Source organism: Mycobacterium sp. DL, assembly GCF_039729195.1.
Taxonomy (GTDB): domain Bacteria; phylum Actinomycetota; class Actinomycetes; order Mycobacteriales; family Mycobacteriaceae; genus Mycobacterium; species Mycobacterium hippocampi_A.
In genome coordinates this window covers 2,876,382-2,902,890 of the sequence record NZ_CP155796.1, presented here as the reverse complement: position 1 = coordinate 2,902,890, position 26,509 = coordinate 2,876,382, and the positions used below count along the sequence as shown (strand labels likewise).

Here is a 26,509-nt window from a genome sequence, read left to right as displayed (position 1 = left end):
AAGTCATTTGAGTCCCGCGGCGTCCATGCCGCGGAGTTCCTTCTTCAAGTCGGCGATCTCGTCGCGGATCCGGGCGGCCAACTCGAACTGCAGATCCCGTGCGGCGGTCATCATCTGCGCGGTGAGGTCCTTGATGAGATCGGCCAACTCGGCACGCGGCATGGTGGTTGTGTCGCGGCCCTCGTAGATGCCCGCACTCACCGCCCGACCGGGTTCACCCTGAGCGCGACGGCCCCGCGACGCATTGCGACCCGATCCCCCGACATCGATCGTCTCGCTGTCGTCGGCTTCCCGGTACACCTGGTCCAGGATGTCGGCGATCTTCTTGCGAAGCGGCATCGGATCGAGCCCGTGTTCGAGGTTGTAGGCGACCTGCTTGGCCCGGCGCCGGTCCGTCTCGTCGATGGCCTCGCGCATCGAGTCGGTGATCTTGTCTGCGTACATGTGCACTTCGCCGGAGACGTTTCGCGCCGCCCGTCCGATCGTCTGGATCAGGCTGCGTGCCGATCGAAGGAAACCCTCCTTGTCGGCGTCGAGGATCGACACCAGCGACACCTCCGGCAGGTCGAGCCCCTCACGCAGCAGGTTGATGCCGACGAGCACGTCGTACTCCCCCAGCCGCAACTGTCTGAGCAGCTCCACGCGGCGCAGGGTGTCCACTTCGGAATGCAGGTACCGCACCCGGATACCCATCTCGAGCAGGTAGTCGGTCAGGTCCTCGGCCATCTTCTTGGTCAGTGTGGTGACCAGCACGCGTTCGTCGGCGGCGGTCCGCTTGCGGATCTCACCGATCAGGTCGTCGATCTGCCCCTTGGTCGGCTTGACGACGATCTGCGGATCGACGAGTCCGGTGGGCCGGATGACCTGCTCGACGAACTCGCCGCCCGACTGGCTCATCTCGTACGGTCCGGGGGTGGCCGACAGATAGACCGTCTGGCCGATCCGGTCGGCGAACTCCTCCCACGTCAGCGGCCGGTTGTCGACTGCCGACGGCAACCGGAAACCGAAATCCACGAGGTTGCGCTTACGCGACATGTCGCCCTCGTACATACCGCCGATCTGCGGCACCGTGACGTGCGACTCGTCGATCACCATCAGGAAGTCTTCGGGAAAGTAGTCGATCAGCGTTGCGGGGGCGGTACCGGGACCGCGTCCGTCGATGTGCCGCGAGTAGTTCTCGATGCCGGAGCAGAAGCCCACCTGACGCATCATCTCCACGTCGTAGTTGGTCCTCATCCGCAGCCGCTGGGCCTCGAGCAGCTTGCCCTGGTCCTCCAGTTCGGCCAGCCGGTCCTCCAACTCCTTCTCGATCGACGAGATCGCCTGCGCCATCCGTTCGGGACCGGCCACGTAATGGGTGGCCGGGAAGACCCGCAACGAATCGACTTTGCGGACGACGTCGCCGGTCAGCGGGTGCATGTAGTAGAGGGCTTCGATCTCGTCGCCGAAGTACTCGATGCGAACGGCGAGTTCCTCGTACGACGGGATGATCTCGACGGTGTCCCCTCGCACCCGGAACGATCCCCGGGTGAATGCCATGTCGTTGCGGTTGTACTGCACGTCGACCAGCAGGCGCAGCAGCGCGTCGCGGGGAACCTCGTCGCCCACATTGAGCTCCACCGAACGGTCCAGATAGGACTGCGGCGTGCCGAGGCCGTAGATGCAGGACACCGACGCCACCACCACCACGTCGCGACGGGACAGCAGACTGGAGGTCGCCGAATGGCGCAGCCGCTCGACATCGTCGTTGATCGAGCTGTCCTTCTCGATGTAGGTGTCGGTCTGGGCGATGTACGCCTCTGGCTGGTAGTAGTCGTAGTACGACACGAAGTACTCGACAGCGTTGTGCGGCAACATGTCCCGCAGCTCATTGGCCAACTGGGCGGCCAGGGTCTTGTTGGGCGCCATCACCAGCGTGGGACGTTGCAACTTCTCTATGAGCCACGCCGTGGTCGCGGATTTACCCGTGCCGGTGGCACCGAGCAACACCACATCCCGCTCGCCGGCGTTGATCCGTCTCTCGAGTTCGGCGATGGCGGCGGGCTGGTCGCCTGCCGGGTCGTACTCGCTGACCACCTCGAACTTGCCACCTGCGCGCACGATGTCGTCGACGGGGCGATGCTCCGAGTGCGCCAGCACCGGGTGTTCAGTCGCGAAAGCCATTTCACCAGGGTAGAACCTGACACCGACATGTTCTGTTCCGGCGATCGCCGCAGCGCCCCACCGGGGCCTATCCTGGTCGACATCCACCCTCCCAAGCACGAGACATTCGACCTCGCGGCCCGCACCAACACCGACCCGAAGGGGATCGTGCGGGCGGTGGACGTCTACACGGTCGAACCCTGGGGCCTCTACATGGGTCGGCCGACGCCGGGGCGAGCGCAGTTCCACTACATCGAGTCATGGCTGCTGCCGTCGCTGGGACTGCGCGCGACGGTGTTCCACTTCAACGCCGGCCACGAGCGCGAGCAGGACTTTTATCTCGACGTCGGGGATTACACACCGGGACCGGCGAGGTGGCGGGGTGAAGATCACTATCTCGACCTGGTCCTGCGCACCGGCATCGGAGTCCAGATCACCGACGTCGACGAACTCCTCACGGCGGTCCGGCACGGCCTGCTCAGCCCGGAGTGCGGCGAGCGGGCGATCTGCACCGCCGTCGCCACCGTCGACGCTCTGGCCAGGCACGATTACGATCTGAACCGCTGGCTGTCGGGCAACGGCATGGCCCTGACCTGGCGTGGGGCTTAGAATCCTGTGTTGTGAGTTCGAGCAGACGGATGCACGCAGCCTGCGCGGCCATCGGAGCCGCGGTGATGACGCTGGCCGCCGGGCAGGTTCTACCGGCGACCGCGTCGGCGGATCCGGAGACCCAACCCCAGATCGAGACCCCCGCACCTGACCAGGAGGTGCTGCACAACATCGTCTATCGAGCCCGGGTGGACGGGGTGTCGCGCGGCGCGACCGTCACCTATCGGGCCGAGGGTGACCAGCTGCAGATCGCGAACCCGACGATGGTGCCCGGCCGGGTGTTCGAGGCGAACACCGTGTTACCGGCCTCTCAGATCGCCAATGTCCGGGTGTCCATCGAGTGGCCGTACTCGGCCAATCTGCATTGCGAGATCCTTGTCAACGATGCCGTGGTCGCCCAGGCCGACGATTTCATCGCGCCGCGGGTGACACCGCAGCGCGACGACCCCGACTACGGCGCGCTGACCTGTGAGGCCCCGGTCAGCGGCATCACCAACACCGTGCCGGTGGATCCGGCCGCGCCCCCGCCTCCCGAAGGACAGCCGCCTGTCGAACCGGCCCCGCTGGTCGACGCGCCGCTGCCGCCGGCCTAACCTCCAGGAGCCCAGCCGGTCGCGTCCGCCCACTCCCACGCCCGGCGGTACGCGTCCAGAAACCACGGCTCTTTCGCCTCGGCGTACGCGCCGGTGTCGGCATGCCCAGCGGCGACCACCCGTTTCTTCAGCTCCAGATAGTCCGACCGGACAGCCGGGTTGGCGGTCAGCCAGTCGACGAACAGCAACCCGAACTGCTGTCCGGGCCAGCCTGCCACTCGCACTTGGACATTCGTCAGGCGGCCAGGGTCGGCCGAACAGTACAACCGCTTCCGCCACAGCGATTCGTCGGCCACGTGGTCGAATTCACCCACGGTGCTGCGCCCGTCCGGCTTGCCGACGTCGCGGTCGATAGCGGTGCTCACGTATCCCGCGCCGAACATCGAGTCGGCGAGCTCGTCGGCAACCTCGAGCGAGGCGACGGTGACCTGGATGTCGATCACGTCCTTGGCATCCAGCCCCGGTATCGCGGTGGAGCCGATGTGATCGATCCGCGAGGCTCGGTGCCCGCAGGCGGTCCTCAGCCGCGCCAGAATTCGCTGCGCGTCGTCAGGCCACCGCGGATCCGAGGGCACCAGGCGCGGCTCACGCTGCGCCGGCCGACCGGTGTGGAGGTTGTGTGCAAACGGCTGGATGCGCTCGTGCCACAGTGCGCGGGCGTTCTCGACGAGTTGCCCGGCGCTGCCGGAGTTGTCCAGCCAGACATCGGCCACCGCGCGGCGCTGTTCTTCGCTGGCCTGCGCGGCGATGCGCGCGCGTGCGTCCTGTTCGCTGAAGCCCCGGTGCTCGATGAGGCGCTGCACACGCAACTCCTCGTCGGCATGCACGATCACCACCAACGGGAACATCGGCGCCATCTGCGACTCGACGAGCAGCGGGATGTCCTCGATGATCACCGCCTCGTCGTGCGCAGCCGAGATCAGCTCCGAACGCCGCTGTCCCACAAGCGGATGCACGATGCCGTTCAGCGTCGCCCGTTTCTCGTCATCGCTGAAGGCGATCGCGGCCAGAGCCGGCCGGTTGAGAGCACCGTCCGGGAGCAGAATGTCGTCACCGAACGCTTCGACCAGGCTGGCAAGACCTTCGGTGCCGGGTTCGACCACCTCGCGGGCGATCACGTCCCCGTCCACGACGATGCCCCCGAGCTCACTGAACGTGGCGGACACCGTGGACTTGCCTGCTCCGATTCCTCCGGTCAACCCAATGCGCAGCACCCGGTCAGTCTGTCAGCGCCGGGAGGCCCGACGACAACGGCCCCGGCTCATGATGAGCCGGGGCCGTTGGTCGTTACGAACTAGGCGTTGCCTGCGAGCTTCTCCCGCAGCGCGGCAAGCTGAGCGTCGCTGGCCAGCGATCCACCCGAACTGGGCTCCTCGGAACGCGAGGAACCGTTCGAGACGGGCTTGGCAGCTTCCTCGGCCTCGGCAGCGGCGAACTTCTCCATCTGCGCGGTGTGCATCTTGTGGCGGCGCTCAGCCTCGGCGTACCGGGCCTCCCACTCGTCACGCTGCTTCTCGAAACCTTCGAGCCACTCGTTGGTGTCGGCGTCGAAGCCCTCGGGGAAGATGTAGTTGCCCGCGTCGTCGTAGCTGTCGGCCATGCCGTACTTCCACGCTTCGAACTCGTCGGTGTAGTCCTCGTTGGCCTGCTTGAGACTCAACGAGATACGGCGCCGCTCCAGGTCGATGTCGATGACCTTGACCATCGCGTCGTCACCGACCTGAACCACCTGGTCCGGGACCTCGACGTGACGCTCGGAGAGCTCGGAGATGTGCACCAGACCCTCGATGCCCTCTTCGACGCGGACGAACGCACCGAACGGAACCAGCTTGGTGACCTTGCCCGGCACGATCTGACCGATCGCGTGGGTGCGCGCGAAGTGGCGCCACGGATCTTCCTGAGTCGCCTTGAGCGACAACGACACCCGCTCGCGGTCCATGTCGACGTCGAGAACCTCGACGGTGACCTCGTCGCCGACCTGAACGACCTCGGACGGGTGGTCGATGTGCTTCCAGGACAGCTCGGAGACGTGCACCAGACCGTCGACGCCGCCGAGATCGACGAACGCGCCGAAGTTGACGATCGAGGACACCACACCCTTGCGGATCGCGCCCTTGGTCAGCTGGTTGAGGAACTCGCTGCGCACCTCGGACTGGGTCTGCTCCAGCCAGGCGCGGCGGGAGAGCACCACGTTGTTGCGGTTCTTGTCGAGCTCGATGATCTTGGCCTCGATCTCCTTGCCGATGTACGGCTGAAGATCGCGGACACGACGCATCTCCACCAGCGAAGCGGGCAGGAAGCCGCGCAGGCCGATGTCGAGGATGAGGCCGCCCTTGACGACCTCGATGACGGTGCCCTTGACGGCCTCGTCCTTTTCCTTGAGCTCTTCGATGGTGCCCCAGGCGCGCTCGTACTGTGCGCGCTTCTTGGACAGGATCAGGCGGCCTTCTTTGTCCTCTTTGGTGAGGACCAGAGCTTCGACTTCGTCGCCGACGGACACAACCTCATTGGGGTCGACGTCGTGCTTGATGGAGAGCTCGCGGGAAGGGATGACACCTTCGGTCTTGTAGCCGATGTCGAGCAAGACTTCATCACGGTCGACCTTGACGATGGTCCCCTCGACGATGTCGCCATCGTTGAAGTATTTGATGGTCTTGTCGATGGCAGCGAGAAAATCCTCAGCCGAGCCGATGTCGTTGACGGCTACTTGCGGCGAGGTGACGGAGGGACTTGGCATGTGGTGGGTTGCTCCGGACAGGTGTGCTCGTAGGGACAATTGATGTTTCTTGGTTTGTACCCGCGAATGGTGCGCACACAGGTACCCGTTGAGATTACTAGACCGGGTACATGCAGGACAAACCCGCCCCCGGCAGCCGCTAATCTGCTGAGGTGTCATACGCCGGCGCCCAGGTACCGCCCCATCAACTCCAGGCGCCGTTCGTGCGCCGCGTCCGCAAGGTCGGAGCACCACTCGGGGTGATCATCGCGCTCGGGACCATCGCCGGGCTCATCGTGATCGCGCTGACCGCATTCAATCCGGTCGGGACCGCGATCGGCTTCGTGCTCTCCAGCATCGCCATGACGGTGGTCGTGCTGGCCTACCTGTGGCTGGACAGGTGGGAACCCGAACCGCCACGCCTGCTCGTCTTCGCCTTCATCTGGGGTACGTCGGCAGCCGTCGTCCTCGCCGCTGTTCTGCAGATTTTTCTCGATGCCTGGCTCAGTCCCGCCATGGATGCCACGCAGTCCACCGGGGTGAGCCCGTTCACGCTGGTGGTCGGGGCTCCGCTCACCGAAGAGGCTGCCAAGGGCCTCTTCCTGCTCCTGATGATGACCGGCGTCCGCCGCAACGAGATGAACTCACTGACCGACTGCCTGGTCTACGCAGGACTGGTCGGGGCGGGCTTCGCCTGGCTGGAGGACATCCTCTACATCGCCAACGGCGAAACGTTGGCCGACTCTCTGTTCACCGCCGCGTTGCGCCTCATCATGGCCCCGTTCGCGCACTCACTGTTCACCACGCTGTTCGCCATCGGCGTGTGGTACGCGCTGCACAAACGCAGCGCTATGGCCAGGACCGGTTGCATCCTGCTCGGCTACGCCGGCGCTGTGGTGCTGCACGCCATGTGGAACGGCTCGTCGCTTCTGGGGGTCGAGGCGTACTTCGGTCTGTACGTGTTCTGGATGATGCCGATCTTCGGGCTCGCGATCGTGCTGGCTGTGCAGAGCCGACGGCGGGAGCAGCGCGTCGTCACCGCCAAGCTGCCCGGCATGGCCGCGGCGGGAGTGATCACGCCCAACGAGGCGACCTGGCTGGGGTCGATCCGGACACGGAAGCTCGCGGTGGCCGAGGCGACACGATTCGGGGGCAAGCCCGCCGGACAGTCGGTGAAGGCATTCGCGCACCAGGTTGTCGAATTGGCCTTCGTGCGCGACCGCATCGACCGCGGTTTCGGTGACCACCGTGTCGCGGCGCTGTTGAGCGAAGAGACCCACGGGGTGTACGCCGCACGGAGCGCGTCGCCCGCCCTGGCCCGGATGGCGGGATATCGGACGCCGGAAATCTGATCCCAGCGACCGTCCAGCATCGGCTCCTACCGTGCAGGCGTGATCCAACACCTCGTCGATTATGTGGGCATCGCGGCGCTGGCGGCATCGGGCGCCGTGGTCGGTGTTCGTAAGGGCTTCGACCTGTTCGGCATCGCCACCCTGGCCGTCCTGAGCGGCGTCGGTGGCGGGGTGTTGCGCGACCTGCTTCTCGACCTCGACCCACCGGCCTCGCTGCAGCATTGGCAAGAGATCAGCATCTGCCTGGCGATGTCGGTTCTGACCACGGTGTTCACCCGGGCGGTGATCAAGCTGAACACCCTCGTGCTCGTCCTCGACGCCGTCGGGATGGGATTCTTCGCTACCTCGGGTGCGGCGATATCGATCGACCACGGCGCGTCCTGGTTCGCTGCGATGGTGCTCGGCGTGGTGTCGGCTGTCGCGGGCAGCGTGATGCGCGACGTGGTCGCACGCGACGTCCCGATGGTGCTGGGGCCCGACGACATGTACGCCGCGCCGGCGATGCTCGGCTCGATGATCTACGTGACGGTCGACCACCACTACGGGTCGCAATCACTCGGTGTCGTCGCCGGCTCGCTGGTCGCCACGCTACTGCGGTTGGCCGCCATCCGATTCCACTGGAGGCTGCCCACCGCTCCCCGCGACCTCATCAATCATGTTCGCGCGCACGCGATCAGTCAGTGCGCCGCCGAGTCCCAGCTGCGGCCGTACCCGACGGAGACCTCCAGGGGCACATTCAGCGGGTAGGCGTTGCCCATGTGCTCTCGGACCAGCGCGTCGAGGGTGTCGCGTTCCCCGTCGGCGACCTCGAACAACAACTCGTCGTGCACCTGCAGCAGCATGCGAGACGTCAGCCCGGCGTCCTTGATGGCCTGGTCGACGTTGATCATCGCGACCTTGATGATGTCGGCGGCGCTGCCCTGGATCGGTGCGTTGAGCGCCGCGCGTTCGGCTGCCTCGCGGACATTGCGGTTGCTGCTGTCCAATTCGGGCAGGTAGCGCCGCCTGCCGAAGACAGTCGAGGTGTAGCCGTCCTTACGCGCCTGATCGACCACGTCGCGCAGATAGTCGCGCACTCCGCCGAACCGGTCGAAGTACGCGTCCATCTGCACCTTCGCCTCCTCGGTGGAGATCTTCAGCTGCGCGGCCAAACCGTAGGCGCTCAGCCCGTAGGCCAGGCCGTAGGACATCGCCTTCACCCGGCGCCGCAGCTCGGCGGTGACCTCGTCGATCGGTACCGAGAACGCGCGGGAGGCGACGAACGAGTGCAGGTCCTCGCCGGTGTTGAACGCTTCGATCAGCCCCGCATCCTGAGAGAGGTGCGCCATGATCCGCATCTCGATCTGGCTGTAATCGGCGGTCATCAGCTCCGAGTAACCCGCACCGACAACAAAAGCGTCCCTGATCCGCCGTCCCGCCTCGGTCCGGATCGGGATGTTCTGAAGGTTGGGTTCAGTGGAGGACAACCGGCCCGTGGCGGCGATCGTCTGGTTGAAGGTGGTGTGAATGCGCCCGTCGGAGGCCACCGCGTTGAGCAGCCCGTCGACGGTCACCTTCAACCGGGTGGCGTCACGATGGGCCAGCAGATGCTGCAGGAACGGATGCCCGGTCTTGTCGAACAGCGACTGCAGCGCGTCCGCGTCGGTCGTGTAACCGGTTTTGGTGCGCTTGGTCTTCGGCATCTCCAGTTCGTCGAACAACACCACCTGGAGTTGTTTCGGGGAACCGAGGTTGATCTGCTTGCCGATCACCGAGTACGCCGCCTCGGCGGCGTCGCGGATCTGGCCGGCGAACTCGCTCTGCAACTCCGAGAGCACTTCCAGATCCACGGCGATGCCCACCGTCTCCAGCTCCGCAAGCACCCGCTGCACGGGCAGTTCCATGCCGCCCAGGAGCGCAGAGGAATCGATCCGGGCCAGCTCCTCGTCGAGCGCGTCGGCGAGGTCCTTGACCGCGCCGGCGCGTAACAGCAACGTCTGCACCGCCTGGTCGTCGACGCCGTCACCGTCGTCGAGCAGTGAAAGCTGTTGCTGCTCAGGGTTATCGGCTCGGAGCTCGCGTTTGAGGTAACGCAGGGACAGGTCGTCGAGGGCGAAGCTGCGCTGGCCCGGGCGCACCAGGTAGGCGGCCAGCGCCGTGTCCGAGGTGACCCCGGCCAGCGTCCAGCCTCGTCCCTGCACGTCGTGCATCGCGAGTTTGGCCTCGTGCAGCACCTTCGGCGCTGCCGGGTCGGACAACCACGACGCCAGCGCGGCCTCATCGCCGGTATCCAGACTCGAGGTGTCGATGTAGCGGCCGTCGCCGTCGGCGGCGACGATGGCCACCGCGGTGGCGTCACTGTCGAAGGCGAGGTGGTTGCCCACCACTGCAAGCCCGAACCGGTGTCCCTGGCTGCGCTCCGCCAGCCACGCCGCCAGTGTTCCTGCTTCCAGTGCTCCACCACGGACGTCGAAGCCGTCCTCCACCTCAGGGTCCGTCGACGCCAGGGTGTCGAAGAGTCGGTCACGTAGCACCCGGAACTCGAGATCGTCGAACAGGCGGTGGATCTGGTCTCGATCCCATGGCTGCATCCGGAGCGTGTCGGGCGTCTGGGCCAACGGCACATCTTTGACGAGGTCGGTCAGCTCGCGGTTGAGCACAACACTGGACAGGTTCGCGCGCAGCGCATCACCGACTTTGCCCTTGACCTTGTCGACGTTGTCGACCAGTTCCTGCAGCGAGCCGTATTCCACGATCCACTTGGTCGCCGTCTTCTCCCCCACGCCGGGGATGCCCGGCAGGTTGTCGCTCGGGTCGCCACGCAAGGCGGCGAAGTCCGGGTACTGCGCCGGGGTCAGCCCGTACTTCTCCACCACGGCGTCGGGGGTGAATCGGGTGAGCTCACTGACGCCCTTGCGGGGGTAGAGCACGGTGACGTCGTCGCTGACCAGCTGCAGAGAGTCACGGTCGCCGGTGACCACCAACACCCGGTAACCCTCGTCGCGGGCCTGGGTGGCCAAGGTGGCAATCACATCGTCGGCTTCGAACCCGGCCTCGGCGAGCACCGTGATGCCCAGCGCGCCGAGCACCTCCTTCGTGATGTCGATCTGCCCGCGGAACTCGTCGGGTGTCGCGGACCGGCCCGCCTTGTACTCGGGATAACGCTCCAGCCGGAACGTCTGCCGGGACACATCGAAGGCTGCCGCGATGTGGCTGGGCTGCTCGTCGCGCAGGAGGTTGATCAGCATCGCGGTGAAGCCGTACACCGCGTTGGTGGTCAGGCCGCCCTGGGTCTTGAAGTTCTCGGCGGGTAGCGCATAGAAGGCACGGAAGGCCAACGAGTTGCCGTCCAGAAGCATCAGGGTGGGCTTGTCGCCGGCAGCCTTCTCGGCGGCAGTCGGATCCGATGCGGTCTTGGCTGGGCTCACGGCCTTCACTCTAGGCACCGGCAACGACACCCGGTCAGCCGCCGCCGATCATCTGTCGGGCACGTTCGCACAGCAGACGGGCTGCCGGACTCGCCATATCCCGACGCCAGGCCCACACCAATCGCCCCCGCAGTTCCGGTACCAGTTGAACCGAGCTCAGGTCGGCGCGCTGATGTGCCATCGACTGCGGCACGATCGCCACCCCGAGCCCGTGGCCCGCGAGTTCGGCCAACTCGAGCGGGCTGGTCGCTTCGAATGCGATCCGTGGACGTAAACCCGCTGCAGCACAGGCCGCGTCGAGGCGCGTGCGCAGACCCGTGCCGATGGGCAACACGATCAGCGGATGTTCGCACAAGGCGGTGAGTGTCAGTGTCTTTCGTCGGGCCAACGGGTGCCGCACCGCCACCGCGGCCGCTATCGCCTCGTCGGTGACCACGGCGTACTCCAGCGCAGGGGGCTCCTCGTCGACACCGATGGACACGATCGCGGCATCGAGACCACCGTCCTGCAGTTTGGCGAGCAGCACGTCGGAATTGTCTGTGCCCAGGGTGATTTCGATGTCCGGATAGTCGGAGTGGAAGTCGGCGATCAATCGGGTCACGTCGAAGGGATGCAGCGTCACCGTCCCGATCGCGACGGAACCGCGCACGAGACCGGCCACCTCGTCCACTGCCAGGCGGGCATCACGGACGGCGGCCAACGCAGCCCTGGCATGCGGCAGCAGGGCGCTACCTGCCTGGGTGAGTCGCACCTCGCGGCTGGCGCGGATCAGTAGCGGCTGCCCCACCGTCGCCTCCAGACGCCGGATCTGGGCACTCACTGCAGGCTGGGCGACCCGCTCACGCTGCGCAGCCCTGGTGAACCCGCCCTCCTCGACCACGGCGACGAAGTATTCGAGCTGTCGCAGTTCCATAAGCGCTGATTATAGATTTCAGCTCAAAGAAGTATTGGACTTATAGCTGATGCCTCGTCACAGTGGGAGAGGAAAGCACTCCCGACACCGAGAGGAGCTCCCGATGGCCACCTATGTCATGATCCCCGGAATGTGCCACGGCGCATGGTGTTTCGATGACCTGAGGGCATCACTCCAGAAAGCCGGCCACCACGTTCTGGCAGTCACACTGACCGGCGTGGCCGAGCGGTCGCACCTGTTGCCCGGCGCGGTGAACCTCGACACCCACATCGCCGACGTCCTGGCCGCCATCAACAACGACACCGCCGCAGGAGACGACCTCGTCCTCGTGGGCCACAGCTACGGCGGAATGGTGATCACCGGCGTCGCCGACCACATCCCCGACCGAGTCGACTCGCTGGTGTTCCTCGACGCGGTGGTGCCCCACGACGGTGAAGCCTGCTGGGACATCGTCAACGACGAGGAACGCCAGTGGCACGTCTCAGTGGACGACTCGGGATTCGGAGTACCGCCGATGCCGTTCTTCGACGACCGCGCGACGGCGCACCCGCTCGCGACGCTGCTGCAGCCACTGCGGTTGCGTCACGACCCGGGCCGGTTCCGCCGACGAATCTTCGTCTACGCGCTGGACTGGCCGGGTGAATCGCCGCTGCTGCCCTCCTATGACCGCGTCCGCTCGGATCCGAACTGGATCACCCATGAACTCGACGGCAAGCACAACCTGATGCGCGACCGCCCCGACGACGTGCTGCGCATCCTAGTCGACCTGGCCCGCTGAGCCAGACTGGAACACGTTTCAGTTTGGCCCGCGAACTGGGTACGCTGACCGCGTGTCAGCTTCCACACCCGCGGTCGACGGCTGGTTTGCCACCGACGGATCCGGCGCCCCCTATCTGCTCGGCGGCAAGTGCCACCAGTGCGGGACATTCGTGTTCCCACCGCGTGCCGACAACTGCCCCAACCCCGCCTGCGACGGCGACGAGCTCGCGCAGGTACCGCTGTCGCGCCGCGGCCGGTTGTGGAGTTATACAGAGAACCGGTACGCGCCTCCTCCGCCCTATCCGTCGCCGGATCCGTTCGAACCGTTCGCCGTGGCCGCCGTCGAGCTCGCCGACGAGGGGCTGATCGTGCTGGGCAAGGTCGTCGAAGGCACCCTCGCCGCCGACCTGAAGGTCGGCATGGAGATGGAACTGACGACCATGCCGCTCTACGTCGACGACGACGGTGTCGAGCGGATCGTCCACGCATGGGAGATTGCGAAATGAGCGCTGGCACTCCGGAACCGGTCTACATCTTGGGTGCGGGAATGCACCCCTGGGGCAAGTGGGGCCGCGACTTCACCGAGTACGGCGTCGTCGCGGCACGTGCCGCGCTGGCCGAGGCAGGACTGGACTGGCGCCAGATCCAGATGGTTGCGGGCGCGGACACGATCCGCAACGGCTACCCCGGCTTCGTCGCCGGGGCGACGTTCGCCCAGAAGCTGGGCTGGAACGGCGTGCCCGTCAGCTCGAGCTACGCGGCATGCGCCAGTGGATCGCAGGCACTCCAGAGTGCCCGCGCGCAGATCCTGGCCGGCTTCTGCGACGTCGCGCTCGTCATCGGCGCCGACACCACCCCCAAAGGCTTCTTCGCACCGGTCGGCGGTGAGCGCAAGAACGACCCCGACTGGCAGCGCTTCCACCTGATCGGCGCGACAAACACGGTGTACTTCGCCATGCTGGCGCGCCGCCGGATGGACCTCTACGGCGCCACGCTCGAGGATTTTGCCCAGGTGAAGGTCAAGAACGCGCGGCACGGTCTGGACAACCCGAATGCCCGCTACCGCAAGGAAGCCACCGTGGAGGACGTGCTGGCCAGCCCGGTGGTCTCCGACCCACTGCGACTACTCGACATCTGCGCGACCTCGGACGGCGCGGCCGCCTTGATCGTGGCCAGCAAGTCGTTCGCCGAGAAACATCTCGGCTCGGTGCAGGGGGTGCCGTCGGTGCGCGCGATCAGCACCGTGACCCCGCGCTACCCACAGCACCTCCCCGAGCTGCCTGACATCGCCACCGATTCGACGGCGGTCGTGACCGCGCCCGAGCGGGTCTTCAAGGACCAGATCCTCGACGCCGCCTACGCCGAGGCGGGCCTCGGCCCCGAGGATCTGAGCCTGGCCGAGGTCTACGACCTGTCGACCGCCCTGGAACTCGACTGGTACGAACACCTCGGGCTGTGCAACCGGGGCGAGGCCGAGCAGTTGTTGCGCAGCGGCGCGACAACGATCGGCGGCCGGATCCCGGTCAATGCCTCCGGCGGACTGGCGAGCTTCGGCGAAGCCATCCCGGCGCAGGCCATCGCGCAGGTGTGTGAACTGACCTGGCAGTTGAAGGGTCAGGCGACCGGCCGGCAGGTCGAAGGCGCCAAGGTGGGCATCACAGCCAACCAGGGCCTGTTCGGCCACGGCTCCTCGGTGATCGTCGCGCGGTAGCGCCCTACTCGACCACGTCGTAGATCCAGATCAGCGGGTTCTCCAGTTCGCCGGCGCGGTCCCACCGGTATCGACGAGCGATCCCCTGCCCGTCGTAGTTGGCCACGTACTCCAACAACGCCGGCCGGGTGAGTGCTCCGGAATCGATCCCCTTGAGCAGGATCGTCGCCAGGTCGTAGGCCTCGACGCTGTACGGGCCGGGCTGTTGAGCGAAGACGCTGCTGTACTCGTCGACGAACTCGGGCGTGGCAGGGCTGCACGGACAGGACAGCAACGCCCCGCTCGCGGCCGATTCCGCTTGTTCGACAAATGATTCGTTCTTGGCGCCGTCTGCCCCGACGAACGCGCCGCCGAAGCCGCCCTCGCGAAGCTGTCTGACCAACGTGGCGGCCACTGGGGAGTAACCGGCGAAGAAGACCGAATCCGGTGCAGCAGCATTGATTTGAGTGACGATCCCGGAGAAGTCCGTCGCGTCGGACCTGACCGCGATGTTGCATGCCGAGTCAGCCACCGCCCCAAGGGTTTCGCGTACCGAGGTGGCAAGCCCCAGACCGTAATCGGAACTGTCGTCGACGACGCAGACATTCCGGTATCCGAGAGTCTCGGACATGTAGCGGGCCACCGCCGGGCCCTGCACCCCATCGCCGGCCACCCCGCGGAAGAAGGTCCGCCAACCATTCTGAGCCAACGCCGGATCGGTTGCCGAGGGCGTCGCGGCGATCAGGCCGGCCCTGTCGAACACCTCACCGGCAGCCTGCGTCTCGGCCGAGGAGACCGGACCCACCACTCCGACGGTGTACGCGTCGTCGACGATCTGAGCGGCCAGGTCCCGAATCCTGTCCGGATCCCCCTCGGTATCGAAGGGCTTCAACTGCACCTGGCAGGCGGGGTTGGCCGCGTTGTGCTGGTCGACGGCCAGTTGAATGCCGTTCTGGACGTCGACGCCCAAGCCGGCGTCGGGCCCGTTGAGAGCACCTGCCATGGCGATCGACACCGGCGGACAGACGCTGTTTCCGTCGCCTGCCGGATTCGCAGGCTGCAGATCGTCGACCACATCGACCGGGGCGCCGTCACGATCGATCTGGACCCGCGCCGCGAACTCCAGGGGGCTCGACGACTCCCCCGGCTTCGGCGACGATCCGCCACACCCGCTGAGCCCGAATGCCATCAGCATTGCCGAACCGAGCGCAAGCGTGCCCAGACCCCCCCGACAGCGCAATTGTTCTCCTCCGACTCGGGATCACACGGCATCGGCCATGGCTCCGCGTAGAAGATAGCAACGCAGCACCCCGGCGCGTGCGGTTCAGCGACCGATGGCGGCGACCCGTTCGGACGGACCCGTCGTCCTCAGAAGTCGAAGTCGCCGTGTTGGCTGATCTCACGGTGGGTGTCGGGGACCTTGCCCGTCAACGCCGCGATCGCCAGCAGCACGAGCAGCGCCCCAAAGACCATCAGTAGCGTCATGGCTTCAGCATCTCGCTCATCAGCACAGCCCTGAAGTGGCAGCAGTGACAATCATCATCAATATCCCGCCAAGTGTTACCAGGAAGCTGGAAACACGATCGATACGTGCCGGACATCCAGAACCCGGCCACATGCTCCCGAACGCTATACAGTCGCCCGAAGCGAATCGACCGATTTTTTTGCGACGGAGGTGTTGCCTCAGTGGGCCGGTGTGCTCGTGTTGTCTCACAGGGCTTGCTGTTGCTCGTCGGCCTGATACTGGCGACCTTCCTGGGAGCAGGCGTCGCGGCGGCCCAGGACACCGAAATCGCCCCGGTGTCCGGGCGACTCGTCAACGAAGGCGAGCCGGTGTCGGGAGCAACGGTGCGCGCCCTCGACCCGGACGGCCAGGAAATCGGAACCACCACCTCCGATGACAACGGCCGCTGGAATGTCGAACTACCCCCGGGGCAGTACACCTTCGAGGTGGTCGCCGACAGCCTTCCCGAGGACGTGAGCGTGCAGGGGACGGTGACGCGGGAGGTGACCGCCGGCCGAACCAATACCGTGGTGTTCACGTTCGGCGAGGTCCGCACGTCGATCGAGACTCCGCTGTACGAGCGGGTCATCCGACTCACGATCGACGGCCTGCGCTTCGGTCTCGTGATCGCGGTCGCCGCGATCGGACTGAGTTTGATCTTCGGGACCACCGGGTTGACCAACTTCGCGCACGGTGAGCTCGTCACCCTGGGCGCGGTGTTCGCCTGGATCTTCAACGTGACCTTCGGGATGCCCCTGCTCGCGGCCGGCGTCTTGGCGATAGTCGCTGGGCTCGCCGTCGGCTGGCTGAGCAATGCCGGGGTCTGGCATCCGCTGCGAAAACGGCGTGTCGGTCTGATTCCGCAACTGGTGGTGTCCATCGGGTTGGCCATCGCGCTGCGGTATCTGATCCTGGCACTGTTCTCCGACCGGACTCAGGCCTTCGCCGGCTACGCTCCCAGCGCCGAGCGCAAGTGGGGGCCGATCGCCATCACCGACACCAACCTGTTGACCATCGCCATCAGCCTGGTGGTGCTGGTCGCGGTAGCCCTGATGCTGCAGAAGACCCCGATCGGCAAGGCCATGCGCGCGGTGTCGGACAACAAGGATCTGGCTGCCGCGTCGGGCATCAACGTCGAGCGGGTGATCATGTTCGTCTGGTGCCTTGGGGGCGCCTTGGCCGCACTGGGCGGTGTCCTGCTCGCATTGTCGGAGCTCGGAGGCCGGGTCCAGTGGGAGATGGGCTTCAAGCTGCTGCTGCTGATGTTCGCGGGCATCACCCTCGGCGGACTCGGCACCGCCTACGGTGCGCTACTGGGTTGCATCGTCGTCGGCCTCCTCGTGCAACTGTCCACGCTCGTCATCAACCCCGACCTCAAGTACGTCGGCGGGCTGCTCATCCTCATCCTCATCCTCGTCGTGCGACCCCAGGGAATTCTCGGCTCGCGGGAAAGGGTGGGGTGAGTCGTGGACCTCATCAGCGCTTTACAGATAGCGTTTGCCCAGCTCATCGGCCCGTCGGCGATCTTCTATGCGCTACTGGCCATCGGTTTGAACCTGCACTTCGGCTACACCGGGCTGCTGAACTTCGGCCAGATCGGGTTCGCCCTCCTCGGCGGCTACGGGGTCGGCATCATGACCGTCACCTACCAGCAGCCGCTCTGGGTCGGCATCATCGTCGGACTCCTCGCGGCGGGCCTGCTGGCGATCGTGCTGGGCATCCCGACCCTGCGACTGCGTGCCGACTACCTGGCGATCGCCACCATCGCCGCTGCCGAGGTGCTGCGGCTGATCTTCAGGTCCACCGCGTCCGACTCGGTCACCGGTTCGACCAACGGGCTCTACGGGTTCGCCGATGCGTTCACCCGCTTCAGCCCGTTCGATTCCAGTAAGCAGTACTCGATCCTCGGTGTCCGATTCGTCGGCGATGACGTGTGGTCGATGGTGGTCGGCTGGACACTGGTCCTCGTGCTGTGCGGGTTCGTGTATCTGCTGGCCCACAGCCCTTGGGGCCGGGTGCTGCGGGCCATCCGGGAGGACGAGGACGCAGCGCGCGCACTCGGCAAGAACGTCTTCGTCTACAAGCTCCAGGCGCTGGTGCTCGGCGGCGTGATCGGCGGCATGGGCGGGGTCTTCAACGCCCTGCAGACCAAGTCGATACACCCGGACTTCTATTCGACCGCGCAGACGTTCTACGCCTTCGGTGCGTTACTTCTCGGAGGTGCCGCAACGGTGTTCGGCCCGGTCGTCGGCGCCATGTTGTTCTGGTTCCTCCTCTCGATCCCGGACGCCCTCCTGCGCCAAGCGATCTCGGGGCCCGACCCACTCCTGCCCCTGACCGACGCTCAGGTGGGCGCGGTGCGTTTCATCCTGCTGGGGATCCTGATCGCGCTGCTGATGGTTTTCCGACCGCAGGGCCTACTGGGCCGAAAACGGGAGTTGCAGTTCGATGGTCGATAAGACGCCGATCTCTGCCGCCGAACGCGCCGCCCTGTTTGCGGCGACGTCGGCCGAGCCGGGATCCGCCAAGCCTGACCCGATCCTGGTGGTGGACGGGATCTCCCGCTCCTTCGGCGGTCTCAAAGCAGTCGACGTGGCTCATCTGGAGATCCAACGTGGCGCCATCACGGGACTCATCGGTCCCAACGGCGCCGGCAAGACGACGCTGTTCAACCTGCTGACCGGATTCGACCGGCCCGACACCGGGACCTGGAAGATCGACGGCACAGATCTGGGCAGGCAGCACCCTCACCAGGTAGCGCGGCACGGCATCGTGCGGACGTTTCAGCTGACCAAGGCGCTGGCCAGGATGTCGGTGCTCGACAATGTCCGGTTGGGCGCCCATCACCAAGCCGGCGAACGGATTCTCAACGCACTGCTGCGGGTGACCTGGCGCTCCCAGGAGGCACAGATCACCGAACGCGCCTACGAGATGCTGGCGCGGTTCAAGCTCGACGCCAAGGCCGAGGACATGGCGGGCTCCCTGTCGGGCGGGCAACGCAAGCTCCTCGAGATGGCCCGCGCACTGATGACCGATCCCAAGGTGGTCATGCTCGACGAGCCGATGGCCGGGGTGAATCCGGCACTGACCCAGAGCCTGCTCGAACACGTGAAATCGCTGCGCGACGAGGGAATGACGGTGGTGTTCGTCGAGCACGACATGGACGTCATCCGCGACATCAGCGACTGGGTGGTCGTGATGGCCCAAGGCGAGGTGATCGCCGAATCGGTGCCGGAGTCCCTTGCCGACAACGCGGCGGTGGTCGACGCGTATCTGGGCAGCCACCACGATCAGGTCCTGGAGTTCGACGCGGACGGCAATCCGGTCGGCGCGACCGCGGTGCTCGCCGAGCAACTCGAGCAGGCGGTGCTGGAAACGATCGAGACGGGCGGTGACAAGCCATGAGTGATTCGAGCGAATCCCCCTCAGCACCAGTAGAATTGACCCCGGCCGAGCTGGCGGCCACTCCCGAGCAGCACGCCAGGCTGGCGGAAGGCTCGTTGTTGCGCGCGGACCGCCTGGTGGCCGGTTACGTTCCCGAAGTCGACATCCTGCGTGGCTGTGACTTCTTCCTGCGCCAGGGTGAGATCGTCGGCATCATCGGCCCCAACGGCGCGGGCAAGTCCACCTTGCTCAAGGCACTGTTCGGGCTCATCCCGGTACGGTCGGGGTCGGTGACCCTGCGCGATGAGAACATCACCTCGGCGCCCGCCCACGTACTGGTGACCAAAGGGCTCGGCTACGTGCCGCAGAACCGTAATGTGTTCCCCTCCTTGACGATCGAGGAGAACCTGGAGATGGGCATCTACCTGCGCCGCGCGAAGTTCGCGGAGAGGTTCGAGGTCGTCAGCGAACTGTTCCCGTTGCTCGGTCAACGCCGCAAGGTCAAGGCCGGCGCACTGTCAGGCGGCGAACGCCAGATGGTGGCTGTCGGCCGGGCCCTGATGATGGAGCCGTCTGTGCTGCTGCTCGACGAGCCGTCGGCCGGATTGTCACCGATGTTCCAAGACGAAGTCTTCATCCGCTGCAAGCAGATCAACGCCGCAGGCGTCTCGATCATCATGGTCGAGCAGAACGCGCGGCGCTGCCTGCAGATCTGCGACCGGGGCTATGTGTTGGACCAGGGCACCAATGCCTACACCGACACCGGCGGCAATCTGATGAACGACCCCAAGGTCATCGAACTGTATCTGGGAACCCTGGCCGGCAGCCGCGAGATCTGACCGCGACTGCCGACCGGGAACTCAGGCCTGGTTGACGATGATGAAATCGTTGGTCTGCAGCGTGTTGTCCGGGCCGAACTCGAGGCTGCCGTACGAGGCGATGGACGGTTCACCGGCGGGGCCGAACGCCAATTCGCCTGTCACACCGTCGTAGTCGATGTCCTCACCCGCACGGATCCGGTCGCGGCAGTCGGCGAACGTCGTGCACTTGATGCCGTCCCGGGTCACGCCGATGATGTTGGCCGCGATGTCGACACCTGCCGTCGACTTGGCCTGCTCGGCAGCGAGTGCGGAGATGACCACCGCGTCGTAGGACTCACCGGCGTAGTTGAAGTCGATCAACGCGGGATCGGCTGCCTTGAGCCGGTTCTCGAAATCCGGACCGATGTCGGTGAGCGGAGTGGTGCCCTTCATCCCCGCCAGCAGCCCTGGCGCCACGCCCTCGCCCAGCGCGTTACCCATGTTTCCGTCGGTGCCGTAGACGAGCATCCCGTCGGACGGGCCGATTCCGACCTCGTGCATGCGGGTCAGGATCTTTGCGGTCTCCTCGAAACCGATGACCGCGACCGCGTCCGGATTGAACTCCCTGACCTGGTCGACCTCAGCGTTGAAGGACTGCGCGTTGGGGTCGTAGATGATCTTGGTGATCTGATCGGATGCGATGCCGGCCGCTTCGAGATCCTCGACCGTGTTGGCGGCCAGGCCGGTCCCGTACGGGTCGTTGAGCGCCATCACCGCCACGCGCTGCGCGCCGTCTTCGGTGATCAGCTGTGCGAGTGCCTGAGCCTGCAGCACATCGGTCGGTGCGGTGCGGAAGTACATGCCCTTGTCGGGATAGCAGACGAACTGATCCGAGGTGTTCGCCGGAGAGAACTGGACGACACCGGCGCTCGAGATCTTGTCGATCACCTTCAGCGACACCGCCGAGGACGCGGCGCCGATGATGGCGCTGACGCCTTCGCCGAGCTGGCGGTCCACCGTCACGTTGGCGGTGTCGGTGGTGGTGTCACCCGAGTCTCCGGTGACCAGTTGGACAGGCTGATCGAGTACGCCACCGGCCTCGTTGACCTCGTTGACGGCGACCTGCACGCCCGCCACCTCGGGCGGGCCGAGGAATGCCAGCGTTCCGGTCTCCGGCAGCAGGGTGCCGATCTTGAGTGGCGTGGTGACCGGAGCCGCACCCGGTGTCGCCTGGGCGGGTTCGCAGTCCGTGCTGACCACCTCGGCGGATTCCTCGGTCGTTGTGGTCTCTTCGCCCGCAGCGGTCTCCTCGCCCGAGTCACTCGAGCTCGAGCAGGCGGTCAGAGCTAGCGAGGCAATACCCACGGCGGCGACGGCGCGGGTGAGGGTCCGATGCTTCATCAAAAGGCTCCTGATGTGTCGATACCGATTGGGCGGCAAACGCCGCAATGGCGCAGACCGACCGTAACGGCTGCCGGATGGGCGCGAGCCCCGGGAAAGGGCTCGTGACCAATATGTGACCTCATGGAAAACAAATTAACCTGCGTGTAGCGAAGACGGGCCGCATTCGGCGACTACTCGGGGTCCAGCGTCTCCATCACGACCTCGGCGACCCGTTTCATCGTGGTCCGGCGATCCATCGCGGCGCGCTGAATCCACTTGAACGCTTCCGGTTCGGTCATTCCCTGCTTGGCCTGCAGCAGGCCCTTGGCGCGCTCGACCAACTTGCGGGTCTCCAGACGGTCGGACAGCGTCGCGACCTCTTTCTCCAGCTCGGCGATCTCGCTGAACCGGCTGACCGCCACCTCGATGGCGGGGATCAGGTCGTTGATGTTGAAGGGCTTGACCAGGTAGGCCATCGCTCCGGCGTCGCGGGCACGCTCCACGAGCTCGCGCTGGCTGAACGCGGTGAGGATGACGATCGGTGCGATCCGCTTGGCGGCGATCTCGGAGGCGGCATCGATACCGTCCCGTCGCGGCATCTTGACGTCCATGATCACCAGATCGGGTTTGAGCGCCACGGCCAGGTCCACAGCCTCCTGCCCGTCACCGGCCTCACCGACGATCTCGTAACCCTCTTCGCGCAGCATCTCGGCCAAGTCCATCCGGATGAGCGCCTCGTCCTCGGCGATGAGCACGCGGTGTGGCTTGACGACGTCTGTCGTTGACCCGGTCATGGGACACATTGTGGCGGTCCCAGGCCGGATGAGCGACCGCGGGGCCATCCTCTATGGTGGGAGGCCGCGCGCCCTCGTATCCCAACTGGCAGAGGAAACGGATTCAAAACCCGTCCAGTGTGAGTTCGAATCTCACCGAGGGCACCACAAACACTTCGGCACCCGGCGTCGGTCAACTCCACGGCAAGTCGAGCAAGACTCCGCCCGAGGACGCCGAATCGTGTAGCTCCATCCTGTCGACCTTGCCGTCGGGCGGGACGTCGAAGGGCAGATCGACCTCGATCGAGTCGCCCGGCCCGATCGGGCTCGTGTAGTCGTATCCGGTGTTGACATAGGCCTCGGCCTCGGAGTCGACGGCGAATTCGCGGCCTTCGGTATCGATGATCAACTGATCCTGTCCGGAGAACGCCGCCGGTTCGTCCCCGATGTTCGTGACCGTCACGGTGACCACGACGTAGAGGCCGTCCGCTGTCATGGTCATGTTCGGGTCGTCGGTCATGTCCTGCAGCGTCTTTGTCTGACCGATCTTCAGGATCTCGAACTCGAAGTTTCCGTCCCGGGCCGCGGACCCCGCGGGGGAAACGGTCGGGTCCGGCTGGGCGCTTGCCGCCGGGCGTGGTGAATCCTCGTCCTCCTGCGTGTCGCCCGCGATGAGAATTGCGGCGCAGCCGCCGAAGAAGACCAGGACCGCGAGTACGACGCCGAGAATGATCCAGCGCTTGTTCGACTTCTTGGGCGGCTGGTGTCCCGCCGCTCGGTCGGCCCATTGTGAACCGTCGAAGTAGCGTTGCCCCGGAGCGCCGGAAGGATCGGGATACCAGCCGGGTTCAGTCACAGAATTTCCCCATGCACGGAGGGTAGCCACTCCGGAGGACTGAAGCCCGAATAACTTTCGCGCCCAAAAGGGCCACCGGTCGCCCGGTGGCCCTTTTGTACCTCGATCAGTCGGAGGAGCCCGAAGAGCCCGAGGAGTCAGACGACGAGCCGGACTCACCGGAGCTGCCCGAATCACTGGTGCCGGCACCACGCGAACCGCCCCGGCCGCCCGGTGTCCCGCCATCACCACCGTCGCCACCCCGGCCCGTGCCGGCAGCGCTGCCACCGAATCCACCCGAACCGCCGTTACCACCGCGCTCGGCGCCGTCACCACCGTCGCCGCCGTCACCACCGGTGGCGTCGCCGTTGACACTCGTGCCCGAACCGCCGCGACCGCCGCGTGCTCCGCTTCCACTGGTTGCGTCCTCGTCGGTGGACGCCCCCTCGCCTCCGGACCCGCCTGAACTCTCCCCGGTGATCGTGGTGCTGGACCCGCCGCTACCACCACGACCCGGCTGGGCTCCGGCTCCGCCGTTGCCACCGTCGCCGCCGGTGCCGGACCCGACGGACAGGGCCCCGCCGCCGCTGCCGCCCGATCCGCCGGAGGAGGTCGCTGTGCCGCCGTCGCCGCCGTCGCCGCCCTGTGCGTCGATGATGCCGATCCCGCTGCCACCGGAACCACCGGAGCCGGCGGCCACATCGCCGTCGCCGCCGGATCCGCCGTCACCGCCAGAGGCGATGGCGCCCAATCCCGTTCCGCCGTTGCCGCCGGAGCCGCCGATGTCCTCGCCCTGGCCACCGGAACCGCCGTCGCCGCCGTCCGAGATACCGAGCGCGAACGCGTCACCGCCGTCACCGCCCGCGCCGCCGAGAGCACCGCCCTCGCCACCGGTGCCGCCGTTGCCCGATATTCCGATCACCGCGTCAGGCAGGAACGGGAACGTCGGAGTCAGCCCGCCGGTGGCGGCACCCGCACCGCCGGCGCCGCCGATGAAGCCGCCCTCACCGCCGGTGCCACCGTCACCGCCGGTTTGAATGTTGAGGGAGGTGATGTCGATGCCCAGCGCTTCGAGGTCGATGTCACCGAGGCCTGCCAGCAGGCTGCCCAGATCGATCTGATCACCGGCCAGTTCGAGCAAGCCGGACAGTTCGAACACGCCCTGTCCGCCGGTGCCGCCTGCGCCGCCGATGAATCCGCCGCTTCCGCCGTTGCCACCCTGGGCCTCGGTCGCGTCGATCAGGTCGGCGATCGAAGCGAAGTCGAAGTCGATGTCGTCACCGTTGATCAGCGCACCCAGGACCTGCTGGAGGGCTTCGTCGCTGAGCAGGTCGAACGGGTTGGCATGGTTACGGGTACCGCCGGTGCCGCCTGCGCCACCGACGAGATCGCCGGCACCGCCGTCGCCACCGTTGCCGGCGGTCGCGTGGCCGACGGGCAACGGCAGATCCTGGCTGAGACCGAACAACGACGAGGACAAGTTGGCCGCGGTGAGCGTGGTGCCACCCGTAGCCGCGCCGCCATCACCGCCCTGACCGCCGAACACGACGCCGGATTCGTCGGTGGCATTGCCTGCGCCCGCACCGCCGGTTCCGCCGACACCGGTGAGACTGCCGGTGCCCGAGCCGCCGTTACCGCCGCCACCGCCGAACAGGCCGGTGCCACCGGTGCCACCGCTGCCGCCGGTGGCCGTTCCCACGGGCACGCCATCGATGGTCAGGGTCGCGAGCCCCAGAAGCAGGCTGCCCGTCACGTCGGCGACACCGTCCGCCGTCGCCGCGCCGCCATCGCCGCCGCTACCGCCGGCCAACGCGCCGGCTCCACCGGTGGCCCCCGCGCCGCCGGTGCCGGTCTGCGTGCCGTCGCCGACACCGCCCGCCCCGCCTGCGCCGCCGAACAACTCGCCGTCACCACCGGCGCCACCCGCACCGCCGATCCCGACACCGTTGCCGCCGGTGCCGGAGGCGTTCACCGTGGACGGCAGAATATCCACCCCCACCAGGTCAGCGACCACATCGCCGATGACGTCGGGGAATTCGATCGTCGTCGAGGTGTTCCCCACCCCGTCGGCCGTGCCGGTGCCCCCGGTCCCGCCGGCGCCGCCGACGCCGAGGGAGCCCGCCGCGCCGCCGGTTCCGCCGCTGCCGCCGACGCCGAGGAGATTGCCGGAACCGGTACCCCCGCCGCCACCGGCGCCGCCGCTGCCCGCGACCGATCCGCTGTTCCCGCCGTCACCACCCGCGCCGCCGGTGCCTGCCACGCCGGCCGCGACGGAATCGGTGTCGCCGGTGCCGCCCGCGCCGCCCGCCCCGCCGCTGCCGGCATAACCCGCATCGCCGCCGTCTCCACCGGCTCCACCGTTGCCTGCGCCGGCGACGGACCCCGTCACCGTGGGGTTGTCGGTGGTGCTCTGCAGGGTGAAGCCGGAGAAGATGTTCCGCCGGGTGAACACCTCTGTGTAGGAACGGATCTCGGTGCTGCTGCCGAGGTTCTCCCCTGCGCCGCCGGCGCCACCTGAGCCGCCGTCGCCGATCAGTGATGTGCCTGTTCCACCAGCACCGCCCGCACCGCCGGTTGCGGCGTTGACGCCGGACACCGTGGTCGCATCCCCGCCCGCACCGCCGTCACCGGCGGTGCCGATCAGCGCGCTCGCATCGCCGCCAACCCCGCCCGCGCCGCCCGTGGCGGTGCCGGCAGTGACCGTGAACGTGGTCGTGTAGGTGTCTTCGCGCCGAGTGTCGAACAGACCGCCGCCGGTTCTCGTCCTCACCGTGGCACCGCCTTCGAGCTCACCGCCGGTGGAGTCGGCCGCACCGCCGGCGCCGCCGGCACCACCGTTGCCGAACAGTCCGGACAGCCCACCGGTGCCGCCGGAACCGCCTGTCGCATCGCCGGCCTCCGAGGTCGCCGAGCCGCCGGAACCGCCACTGCCGCCGTTGCCGAAGAGCCTGCCGCCCGCCCCGCCGGTGCCGCCCGCGGCACCCACCGCGGCGTCGTCCCCGCTGGTGGATGCGGACAATCCAGCCCCGCCGACCCCGCCGTCACCGAACAGTCCGGCGTCACCGCCGGTGCCGCCCATTCCATTGTTGACCGACAGCACCCCGGCACCGCCGACGCCGCCGTTGCCGATCAATCCTGCGCTGCCGCCCGCACCACCGAGTGCGCCGGCGCCACCGTTGCCCCAGAGCAGGCCACCGTTGCCACCGGCACAGTTGGCGGTGCAGTCCGGATCGAGGTCGAGGGCGTCGAGTCCATTGCCGATGAGGAAGCCGCCGGGCCCGAACAGTCGCAGGGCGCTGGCCTGATCGTCTACGGCGAGGGCGCTGTACTGCACCGAACCGGGACCCGTGCCAGCAAAAGGATCGCAGGACTGGCCGGCGGTCGGCATACAGGACACCACCTGGGTCTCCGTGTCAGCCTCGGCGGTGGCGACACCGACGGTGGCCATCGCCCCGGCGGCCATGGCAGCGCTGAACACTGCACCGCCGGCGAATCGCCGGGCCATGGTCCTCCGGTTCGCGCGCTCGAGTTCACGACGCCTGATGCGACCCCCTGAAGCCACCGTTTTCCCCTCTCAGAATGCGCAGAACCCGCGCCCGGCCGGACTGCCAGATCTGACGAAATTCCCCACTGAGGGCACGGTAGCAAA

21 protein-coding genes and 1 tRNA gene are annotated in these 26,509 nt (G+C 66.8%); 12 read left to right on the top strand and 10 right to left on the bottom strand.

The window, feature by feature from the left end; genetic code table 11:
- Positions 1-3: 3 nt before the first annotated feature.
- On the bottom strand, positions 4-2,163 hold the full coding sequence (gene uvrB / locus ABDC78_RS13925) for an excinuclease ABC subunit UvrB (RefSeq protein ID WP_178359275.1): 2,160 nt from the start codon (positions 2,161-2,163) through the stop codon (positions 4-6).
- Positions 2,164-2,244: 81 nt separating this feature from the next.
- Here uvrB and ABDC78_RS13920 point away from each other — a divergent pair, with 81 nt between their 5' ends.
- A complete protein-coding gene (locus ABDC78_RS13920; RefSeq protein WP_178359334.1) occupies positions 2,245-2,751 on the top strand; it encodes a DUF402 domain-containing protein in 507 nt (168 codons plus the stop codon).
- Positions 2,752-2,780: 29 nt separating this feature from the next.
- Positions 2,781-3,344 (top strand): hypothetical protein, encoded by a 564-nt coding sequence (locus ABDC78_RS13915; RefSeq protein ID WP_178359333.1) that lies wholly within the window; start codon positions 2,781-2,783, stop codon positions 3,342-3,344.
- Here the strand turns inward: ABDC78_RS13915 and coaE are convergent.
- Together coaE and rpsA are read right to left on the bottom strand one after the other, a co-directional pair.
- Positions 3,341-4,558 (bottom strand): dephospho-CoA kinase, encoded by a 1,218-nt coding sequence (coaE, locus tag ABDC78_RS13910; protein WP_178359274.1) that lies wholly within the window; start codon positions 4,556-4,558, stop codon positions 3,341-3,343. The genes ABDC78_RS13915 and coaE overlap by 4 nt on opposite strands.
- Positions 4,559-4,638: 80 nt before the next feature.
- Positions 4,639-6,081: a 30S ribosomal protein S1 gene (gene rpsA, locus ABDC78_RS13905; RefSeq protein WP_178359273.1), complete on the bottom strand. Its 1,443-nt coding sequence runs from the start codon at positions 6,079-6,081 to the stop codon at positions 4,639-4,641.
- Between the two features lie 152 nt (positions 6,082-6,233).
- Here rpsA and ABDC78_RS13900 point away from each other — a divergent pair, with 152 nt between their 5' ends.
- The gene (locus tag ABDC78_RS13900; RefSeq protein WP_178359272.1) at positions 6,234-7,412 is read left to right on the top strand and encodes a PrsW family intramembrane metalloprotease; all 1,179 of its coding nucleotides are present in this window, start codon (positions 6,234-6,236) and stop codon (positions 7,410-7,412) included.
- Between the two features lie 39 nt (positions 7,413-7,451).
- Positions 7,452-8,159 (top strand): trimeric intracellular cation channel family protein, encoded by a 708-nt coding sequence (locus ABDC78_RS13895; protein ID WP_178359271.1) that lies wholly within the window; start codon positions 7,452-7,454, stop codon positions 8,157-8,159.
- Here the strand turns inward: ABDC78_RS13895 and polA are convergent.
- A complete protein-coding gene (gene polA / locus ABDC78_RS13890; protein ID WP_256736117.1) occupies positions 8,090-10,750 on the bottom strand; it encodes a DNA polymerase I in 2,661 nt (886 codons plus the stop codon). The genes ABDC78_RS13895 and polA overlap by 70 nt on opposite strands.
- Positions 10,751-10,853: 103 nt before the next feature.
- The gene (locus tag ABDC78_RS13885; RefSeq protein WP_178359269.1) at positions 10,854-11,732 is read right to left on the bottom strand and encodes a LysR family transcriptional regulator; all 879 of its coding nucleotides are present in this window, start codon (positions 11,730-11,732) and stop codon (positions 10,854-10,856) included.
- Positions 11,733-11,835: 103 nt separating this feature from the next.
- On the opposite strand from ABDC78_RS13885, the gene ABDC78_RS13880 reads away from it, so the two are divergent.
- From ABDC78_RS13880 to ABDC78_RS13870, 3 genes are read left to right on the top strand one after another with little or no spacing between them, the layout of a single operon-like run.
- Positions 11,836-12,510: an alpha/beta fold hydrolase gene (locus ABDC78_RS13880; protein WP_178359268.1), complete on the top strand. Its 675-nt coding sequence runs from the start codon at positions 11,836-11,838 to the stop codon at positions 12,508-12,510.
- A gap of 52 nt (positions 12,511-12,562) precedes the next feature.
- Positions 12,563-12,997 (top strand): OB-fold domain-containing protein, encoded by a 435-nt coding sequence (locus ABDC78_RS13875; RefSeq protein ID WP_178359267.1) that lies wholly within the window; start codon positions 12,563-12,565, stop codon positions 12,995-12,997.
- Positions 12,994-14,202 carry a lipid-transfer protein gene (locus ABDC78_RS13870; protein WP_178359266.1) on the top strand — a complete coding sequence of 403 codons (1,209 nt, stop codon included), beginning with the start codon at positions 12,994-12,996 and terminating at the stop codon, positions 14,200-14,202. The genes ABDC78_RS13875 and ABDC78_RS13870 overlap by 4 nt, the downstream gene beginning before the upstream one ends.
- A 4-nt stretch (positions 14,203-14,206) precedes the next feature.
- On the opposite strand, the gene ABDC78_RS13865 is transcribed toward ABDC78_RS13870, so the two are convergent.
- A complete protein-coding gene (locus ABDC78_RS13865; RefSeq protein WP_178359332.1) occupies positions 14,207-15,376 on the bottom strand; it encodes a branched-chain amino acid ABC transporter substrate-binding protein in 1,170 nt (389 codons plus the stop codon).
- 545 nt (positions 15,377-15,921) lie between these two features.
- On the opposite strand from ABDC78_RS13865, the gene ABDC78_RS13860 reads away from it, so the two are divergent.
- Genes ABDC78_RS13860 through ABDC78_RS13845 form a run of 4 tightly spaced genes read left to right on the top strand, consistent with a single transcriptional unit; the run spans position 15,922 to position 19,908 of the window.
- On the top strand, positions 15,922-17,148 hold the full coding sequence (locus ABDC78_RS13860) for a branched-chain amino acid ABC transporter permease (RefSeq protein WP_347133508.1): 1,227 nt from the start codon (positions 15,922-15,924) through the stop codon (positions 17,146-17,148).
- 3 nt (positions 17,149-17,151) lie between these two features.
- On the top strand, positions 17,152-18,144 hold the full coding sequence (locus ABDC78_RS13855) for a branched-chain amino acid ABC transporter permease (protein WP_178359265.1): 993 nt from the start codon (positions 17,152-17,154) through the stop codon (positions 18,142-18,144).
- Complete coding sequence (locus ABDC78_RS13850; protein WP_178359264.1) at positions 18,134-19,090, top strand: ABC transporter ATP-binding protein; 957 nt, start codon at positions 18,134-18,136, stop codon at positions 19,088-19,090. The genes ABDC78_RS13855 and ABDC78_RS13850 overlap by 11 nt, the downstream gene beginning before the upstream one ends.
- Positions 19,087-19,908 carry an ABC transporter ATP-binding protein gene (locus tag ABDC78_RS13845; RefSeq protein ID WP_178359263.1) on the top strand — a complete coding sequence of 274 codons (822 nt, stop codon included), beginning with the start codon at positions 19,087-19,089 and terminating at the stop codon, positions 19,906-19,908. Before ABDC78_RS13850 ends, ABDC78_RS13845 begins: the two co-directional genes overlap by 4 nt.
- A gap of 21 nt (positions 19,909-19,929) precedes the next feature.
- Here ABDC78_RS13845 and ABDC78_RS13840 read toward each other — a convergent pair whose 3' ends face one another.
- Both ABDC78_RS13840 and ABDC78_RS13835 read right to left on the bottom strand, forming a co-directional pair.
- Positions 19,930-21,270, bottom strand: a complete 1,341-nt coding sequence (locus ABDC78_RS13840; protein WP_178359262.1) for an ABC transporter substrate-binding protein — start codon at positions 21,268-21,270, stop codon at positions 19,930-19,932.
- Between the two features lie 173 nt (positions 21,271-21,443).
- On the bottom strand, positions 21,444-22,046 hold the full coding sequence (locus ABDC78_RS13835) for an ANTAR domain-containing response regulator (RefSeq protein ID WP_178359261.1): 603 nt from the start codon (positions 22,044-22,046) through the stop codon (positions 21,444-21,446).
- Between the two features lie 70 nt (positions 22,047-22,116).
- Here ABDC78_RS13835 and ABDC78_RS13830 point away from each other — a divergent pair.
- Positions 22,117-22,193, top strand: a tRNA-Leu gene (locus ABDC78_RS13830).
- A 25-nt stretch (positions 22,194-22,218) separates the two neighbouring features.
- Here the strand turns inward: ABDC78_RS13830 and ABDC78_RS13825 are convergent.
- Both ABDC78_RS13825 and ABDC78_RS13820 read right to left on the bottom strand, forming a co-directional pair.
- Positions 22,219-22,881 carry a DUF4352 domain-containing protein gene (locus ABDC78_RS13825; protein WP_218620784.1) on the bottom strand — a complete coding sequence of 221 codons (663 nt, stop codon included), beginning with the start codon at positions 22,879-22,881 and terminating at the stop codon, positions 22,219-22,221.
- 106 nt (positions 22,882-22,987) lie between these two features.
- Positions 22,988-26,365: a hypothetical protein gene (locus ABDC78_RS13820; RefSeq protein WP_306172919.1), complete on the bottom strand. Its 3,378-nt coding sequence runs from the start codon at positions 26,363-26,365 to the stop codon at positions 22,988-22,990.
- Between the last annotated feature and the right edge of the window lie 144 nt (positions 26,366-26,509).